This window comes from Kitasatospora sp. NPDC096077, from assembly GCF_040303245.1.
GTDB lineage: Bacteria > Actinomycetota > Actinomycetes > Streptomycetales > Streptomycetaceae > Kitasatospora.
In genome coordinates, this window is the sequence record NZ_JBEOSV010000132.1 from 1 (window position 1) to 6,160 (window position 6,160).

6 protein-coding genes and 1 pseudogene are annotated in these 6,160 nt (G+C 73.8%); 6 read left to right on the forward strand and 1 reads right to left on the reverse strand.

The annotated features are described in order from the left end of the window. The 5 genes and pseudogenes from ABTZ03_RS43865 to ABTZ03_RS43885 form a co-directional block, all read left to right on the forward strand. Positions 1–159: pseudogene (locus ABTZ03_RS43865) on the forward strand (lipopolysaccharide biosynthesis protein RfbH); the annotation flags it as partial. Positions 160–190: 31 nt separating this feature from the next. Then, positions 191–946: an NAD-dependent epimerase/dehydratase family protein gene (locus ABTZ03_RS43870; protein ID WP_350518885.1), complete on the forward strand. Its 756-nt coding sequence runs from the start codon at positions 191–193 to the stop codon at positions 944–946. Between the two features lie 37 nt (positions 947–983). Further along, complete coding sequence (locus tag ABTZ03_RS43875; RefSeq protein ID WP_350518886.1) at positions 984–2,237, forward strand: activator-dependent family glycosyltransferase; 1,254 nt, start codon at positions 984–986, stop codon at positions 2,235–2,237. 30 nt (positions 2,238–2,267) lie between these two features. Beyond that, positions 2,268–2,852 (forward strand): NADPH-dependent FMN reductase, encoded by a 585-nt coding sequence (locus ABTZ03_RS43880; RefSeq protein ID WP_350518887.1) that lies wholly within the window; start codon positions 2,268–2,270, stop codon positions 2,850–2,852. After that, positions 2,849–3,991 (forward strand): acyl-CoA dehydrogenase family protein, encoded by a 1,143-nt coding sequence (locus tag ABTZ03_RS43885; protein ID WP_350518888.1) that lies wholly within the window; start codon positions 2,849–2,851, stop codon positions 3,989–3,991. The genes ABTZ03_RS43880 and ABTZ03_RS43885 overlap by 4 nt, the downstream gene beginning before the upstream one ends. Positions 3,992–4,051: 60 nt before the next feature. Here the strand turns inward: ABTZ03_RS43885 and ABTZ03_RS43890 are convergent, their stop codons facing one another. Then, a complete protein-coding gene (locus tag ABTZ03_RS43890; protein WP_350518889.1) occupies positions 4,052–5,584 on the reverse strand; it encodes a fatty acyl-CoA synthetase in 1,533 nt (510 codons plus the stop codon). A gap of 215 nt (positions 5,585–5,799) precedes the next feature. Here ABTZ03_RS43890 and ABTZ03_RS43895 point away from each other — a divergent pair, with 215 nt between their 5' ends. Next, a complete protein-coding gene (locus ABTZ03_RS43895; RefSeq protein ID WP_350518890.1) occupies positions 5,800–6,054 on the forward strand; it encodes a DUF6296 family protein in 255 nt (84 codons plus the stop codon). The last annotated feature ends 106 nt before the right edge of the window (positions 6,055–6,160 follow it).

Consider the following 6,160-nt stretch of genomic DNA (forward strand, 5'->3'; position numbering starts at 1 on the left):
TACATCGGTCAACCGCACCGCGTGGTAGGGGAGTTGACCAACAGCGACATCATCACCGAACAGACCTTCTGGGTGGGCGTCTACCCGGCCCTGACCGACGAGATGCTCGACTACGTCGTCTCCTCGATCAAGGAATACGTCGGCGCGTCGGCCGCCTGAGCGGGCGGCCCCACCTCGAAGGGAGTGATCCATGGAGATCATCGGAAACGGCTTCATCGCGCGAAGTCTCCAGCCGATCGCGGAGAAGTACCCGGACACGGTCGTCCTCGCGGCCGGCGTGTCCTGGGCCAGCGGCACCGCCGCCGCCGACTTCGACCGGGAGGCCCGGCTGCTGCACCGGACCGCCGCCGACTGCCGCCGCACGGGCCGGCGCCTGCTGTTCTTCTCCACGGCCGCCACCGGCATGTACGGGCTGGTGGACGGGCCGGGCCGGGAGGACCTCCCGGTCATCCCCTGCACGCCCTACGGCGTGCACAAGCTGGCGCTGGAGGAGCAGCTGCGCGACTCGGGCGCGGACCACCTGGTGCTCCGGCTCGGACACCTGGTCGGCCCCGGACAGCCGGCCCACCAGCTGCTGCCCACGCTGGTCCGGCAGATCCGCGACGGCGACGTCCGGATCCACCGCGGCGCGGCCCGCGACCTGATCGACGTCGCCGACGTGGTCACCGTCATCGACCGGCTGCTCGCCCAGGACCTCTCCGGCGAGATCGTCAACGTCGCCTCCGGCGAGGCCGTACCGGTGGAGCTGATCGTCGACCGGCTGGAACTGGGGCTCGGCTGCACCGCCCGCCGCCACTACCAGGACGCCGGCACCCACCACGTCATCGCCATCGACAAGCTGCGCGCCCTCGTCCCGGAGACCGACCGGCTGGGCTTCGGCCCGCGCTACTTCGAGCGGATCGTCGACGACTTCGCCGCCACGGTCGTCGCCGCGACCGCGTCCTGACGACCGGGCCCCCACCGCCCGCCCCTGGAGAAACCTGATGCGTGTCCTGTTCACCGTGTTTCCCGCCACGGCCCACGTCTACCCGATCGTGCCGCTGGCCTGGGCCCTGCAGAACGCCGGCCACGACGTGCGGGTGGCCATCCACCCGGACGCCGTCGACCTGGTCACGGACGCGGGCCTGACCGCGATCCCGCTCGGCCGGCGGGAGATCCTCTCCAGTGTGGTCGAGTTCAACTCGAACCTCGACCTGCTCGACGGGCTGGACGACAGCTACGTCCTGGACACCGGTGCGGAGACCCCGCGCTGGGAGGCGCAGTGGCACGGCATGACCCAGGTGCTGTCCATGTTCACCCCGCTGCTGCAGGACCTGGTCGACCTCGCCGAGCGCTGGCGGCCCGACCTGGTGCTCTGGGACCCGTTCTGCCCGGTCGCCGCCGTCGCCGCCCGGATCACCGGCGCCGCCCAGGCCCGGATCCTGTGGGGCCAGGACAACATCGCCTGGCTGCGCACCAAGTCCAAGCAGCAGCTGGCGGCCCGCGGCGCCATGCCCGGCGAGGACCCGGTCAACACCCTGATGGCCCCGATGCTGAGCCGCTACGGCCTGGACTACGACGACGAGCTGCTGCTCGGCCAGTGGACCATCGACCCGATGCCGGCCGGGATGCGGCTGCCGCTCGACCTGCCCTACCAGACCCTGCGCCGGGTGCCCTACAACGGGGCGGCCGTCGTCCCGGACTGGGTGCTGGACCGGCTGGACCGCCCGCGGGTCTGCCTCACCCTCGGCGTCGGCGGCCGGGGCCGGCAGGTCTTCCGGGAGAGCGGCGTCTCCTTCCCGGAGATCGTCGCCACGCTCTCCGAGCTCGACATCGAGCTGGTCGCCACCATCGACGCCAAGCAGCGCGAGCAGGTCACCACGGTGCCCGACAACGTCCGGCTGGTCGACTACGTCCCGCTCAGCCAGCTGCTGCCGACCTGCTCGGCGATCATCCACCACGGCGGCGGCGGCACCTTCGCCGCGGCGGTGGCCCACCAGGTGCCGCAGCTGATCACGCCCATGCCGTTCTGGGGCGAGCACATCACCGCCCAGTACGTGGCCGACCGGGGCGCCGGCCTGGTCATCCCCAGCGCCGAACTGACCGCCGGGAAGCTGCGCGACCAGCTCTCCCGACTCCTGACGGAGCCCGCGTTCGGCGACGGCGTGGCCACCCTGTACCGGGAGATGCGCGAAGCCCCCGGCCCGGCCGAACTGGTCCCGGTCCTGGAGGACCTGACCACCAAGCACCGCAGCTGACCAGCTGCCTGTCGGAAGGAGAGATCCGCCATGTCCACACCCCTCCCCCGTCTCGCCCTCATCGTGGGCAGCACCCGGACCGGCCGGCTGGGCAACACCGTCGCCCGCTGGTTCCTCGACCGGGCGACCGGCGCCGGCTACCGGGACGTCGACGTCATCGACCTCGCCGAGGCCGACCTGCCCGTGGTGATGCAGGAGTTCGGGGCGACCTCCCGCCCCGCCGCCGTCGAGGCGCTCTCGGTCCGGCTCGCCGCCGCCGAGGCGTTCGTGGTCGTGACGCCCGAGTACAACCACAGCTTCCCGGCCCCGCTGAAGAACGCCATCGACTGGTACCGGAACGAGTGGCACGCCAAGCCGGTCGGCTTCGTCTCCTACGGAGGGATCTCCGGCGGCCTGCGCGCGGCGGAACAGCTGCGCCCGGTCTTCGCCGAGGTCCACGCGGTCACCGTGCGGGACAGCGTCAGCTTCCACCACGCCTGGGAGCAGTTCGGACCGGACGGCCACCCGGTCGACCCGGCCGGGTGCAACCAGGCGGCCAAGACCATGCTGGACCAGCTCGACTGGTGGGCCCAGGCGCTCAACGAGGCCCGCGCCAAGCGCCCGTACAGCGCATGACGGCCGGGAAGCGGGGCACCGCGCCGACCGCCCTGGCCGAGGCCGCCGAGCAGGTCGCCCGGGTGGCCGGCGAGCACGCCGCCGCCTCGGAGCGGACCCGGACGCTGCACCCCGCGGTCGTCGACGCGATCCGCGGGGCCGGCTTCGCCCGGCACTTCGTGCCCACCGGGTACGGGGGCACCGGCGGCGGGGTGCTGGACCTGACCCGGGCCCTGGTCACCGTCGGCGAGCAGTGCGCCGCCGCCTCCTGGAGCGCCTCCATCGTCGCGGGCCTGAGCCGGATGACGGGCTTCCTGCCCGAGGCCGGACGCGCCCGCGTCTGGCAGGACGGCCCGGACGCCCTGGTGGTCGGCTCGCTCGCGCCGGTCGGCCGGGCCGTGCCGACCGGGGACGGCTGGCAGCTGTCCGGGACCTGGCCCTCGATCAGCGTGGTCGACCACTGCGACTGGGCCCTGTTCCGGGCCGTGGTCGGCGGCGACCCCAAGCACACCCGGGTGTTCGCCGTGCCCCGGGCCGACTTCCTGGTCAAGGACACCTGGACCACCATCGGCATGTGCGGCACCGGCAGCAACACCGTGGTGGTCGACGAGGTCCTGGTCCCGGAGGAACTGACCTTCCCCGCCGACGACCTGCTGAACGGCCGGCCGGACGCGGACCAGCCCTACCACCGGATCCCGCTCCAGGGCGTCAACGGACTGCTGTTCGCCGCCCCCGCCCTGGGCGCGGCCCGCGGGGCCTACGCCCACTGGTCGGGCTACGCCGGCGAGAAGATCCGCAGCCTGCCGGCCAAGCCCGGTGGCTCGGGGCCCAGCCGCACCCACTACGCGACCACCCTGGCCCGCTGCGCGGGAGAGCTCGACACGGTCGAGCTGCTGCTGGAGCGCGTCGCCAGGACCGCCGAGCAGGCCGGCGGGCCCGGCCCGCTGGAGGTGGCGCGCAACAGCCGGGACTGCGCGCTGGCGAGCGAACTGCTGGTGACCGCGGTCAACCGGATGTTCGGCAATGCCGGCACCAGCGGCCAGTCGACGACCAGCCCGCTCCAGCGCTTCTGGCGGGACGTCAACAGCGCCGTCACCCACGTCGGCCTCCAGTTCGAGCCGGCCGCCCTCGGGTACGCCGCGCTGGCCGCCGGGCAGTAGCCGGCGGCCGGCCGGTTCCGGGCCGCTTCCGAGCCGGTTCTGAGCCGGAACCGGCCCGGGTCAGCCCGTGAGCCGGGCCCGGAGCTCGCGCTTGAGCAGCTTGCCGCTCTGGTTGCGCGGCAGCTCGTCGACGAAGTGGACGTGCTTCGGGACCTTGAACGGCGCCAGCCGGCCCCGGACGTGGGCGATCAGCTCCGCCGCCGTGGGTGCGGCCGGGCCGGGGCGGAGCACCACGAAGGCGGTGACCGCCTCGATCCACTTCTCGTCGGGCGCGCCGACCACCGCGACCTCCGCCACGGCGGCATGGCTGTACACCGCCTCCTCGACCTCCCGGGAGGCGACCAGCACCCCACCGGTGTTGATCACGTCCTTGATCCGGTCGACCACGGTGAGGTAGCCCGCCTCGTCGGCGACCACCAGGTCCCCGGAGTGGAACCAGCCGCCCCGGAAGGCCTCGGCGGTCTGCTCGGGCGCGTCCCAGTAGCCCAGGCACAGCTGCGGCGAGCGGTAGACGATCTCGCCGGGGGTGCCGGGCGGCACCTCGACGCCCGCCCGGTCGACGATCCGGGCCTCCACGAAGAGCACCGGACGGCCGCAGGAGGCCGGCCGGTCCCGGTGCTCCTCCGGCCGCAGCACGGTGGTCAGCGGCCCGGCCTCGGACTGGCCGAAGCAGTTGTAGAAGCCCACCTGCGGGTAGCGCTCGCGCAGCCGGTCCAGCACGGCCACCGGCATGGCCGAGGCGCCGTACTGCGCCTTGCGCAGCGAGGACAGGTCGCGCCGGTCCAGGTCCGGGTGGTCGGCGAGCGGCACCCAGACCGTCGGCGCCAGGAACAGCGAGCCGATCCGGTCCGCCTCGATCCGCCGCAGCAGCTCGGGGACGTCGGGTGTCTCCAGCAGCAGCACCGAGGCCCCGACGGCGAGGTAGGGCAGCAGGAAGACCTGCATGGCGGCCGAGTGGTAGAGCGGCATGCAGATCAGCGGGCGGTCGTCCTCGTGCAGGTCGAGGGCGTGGATGGTGGACAGGTAGGCGTGCACCAGGGCGCGGTGGGTCATCATCGCGCCCTTGGGCCGCGAGGTGGTGCCGGAGGTGTACAGCAGCTGGACGAGGTCGGTGTCCGCCGTCCCGGCGTCCAGCTCGGGCACCGGACCGGCCAGCGCGACGCCCAGCAGGTCGGCGTCGGCCCCGCCGTCGTGCAGCGGCAGCAGGTGCTCGACGGCCAGTCCGGCCCGGACCCGTTCGACCTCGGGGAGCAGCGCCGGGTCGACCAGCACCGCCCGACTGCCGGACTGGCCGAGCAGGTGCCGCAGCTCCTCCCCGGTGAGGGCGTGGTTCACCGGGACGTGCACCAGCCCGGCCCGGGCGCAGGCGAGGAAGCCGATCGCGTACGCGTCGGAGTTGCGCCCGTACGCCGCGACCCGGTCGCCGGGGCGCAGGCCCAGCGCCAGCAGGTGCCCGGCCGCGCGGCTGACCGCCTCGTCCAGCCGCCGGTACGTCCAGCTGCGCTCGGCGAAGGTGAGCGCCGTGCGGTCGGGGGAGCGGCGGGCGCTGCGGCGCAGCAGTCCGTCGACGGTGTCGGCTCGGGGGTCGGTCATGCGTGCGGTCTCGCTTCCGGGTGCGGGGGCGGGGCGGCAGGGCTCGGTCCGGACGGCCGGACCGCAGCAGCAGCCTGCCCACTCCGGGCCGCGCGCACCAGGGGGTGCTGGCCCCAGGGGTGCAAAACCGCGTCAAGACCTCCACCGTTCGTGTACAGCCGCCCGGGCGCGGAGGACAATCGACACAGGCGGGGAGTCCGACGAGGAGGACGGCGATGAAGAGCCTTGAACGCCGCTACGCGGTGACCCTGCCCGGGCCGGTCTGCGGGCACGCCCCACCGGCCGTCGTCGTGGTGCACCGCACCGACGCCCTGGGCCCCGGCGGCGGGCCGGTCTGGGCGAGCTCCGACGGCACGCTCCGGGTGGAGATCACCGGAGAGGTGGCCACCGTCCTGAGCGCCCCCGTCGGCACGGCCCCGCACCCCTGCCTGCACGCCGTCCCCCTGCCCGACCGGGTGGTGCCGGCCTAGGGTGTGTCTGGCAATTCCCGCCGGGCGCGCGACGCCGGGGCACGCGCCTCGCCGCGTTGTCGTCGGTCGCCGATGCTCCGCATGGACTCCCTCCTCCGCCTTGCGA

What these genes read in the sequence shown, in the direction of transcription:
- ABTZ03_RS43870 (WP_350518885.1), top strand. Translation starts at nt 191, where the DNA reads ATGGAGATCATCGGAAACGGCTTCATCGCGCGAAGTCTCCAGCCGATC.
- ABTZ03_RS43875 (WP_350518886.1), top strand. Translation starts at nt 984, where the DNA reads ATGCGTGTCCTGTTCACCGTGTTTCCCGCCACGGCCCACGTCTACCCG.
- ABTZ03_RS43880 (WP_350518887.1), top strand. Translation starts at nt 2,268, where the DNA reads ATGTCCACACCCCTCCCCCGTCTCGCCCTCATCGTGGGCAGCACCCGG.
- ABTZ03_RS43885 (WP_350518888.1), top strand. Translation starts at nt 2,849, where the DNA reads ATGACGGCCGGGAAGCGGGGCACCGCGCCGACCGCCCTGGCCGAGGCC.
- ABTZ03_RS43890 (WP_350518889.1), bottom strand. Translation starts at nt 5,584, where the DNA reads ATGACCGACCCCCGAGCCGACACCGTCGACGGACTGCTGCGCCGCAGC.
- ABTZ03_RS43895 (WP_350518890.1), top strand. Translation starts at nt 5,800, where the DNA reads ATGAAGAGCCTTGAACGCCGCTACGCGGTGACCCTGCCCGGGCCGGTC.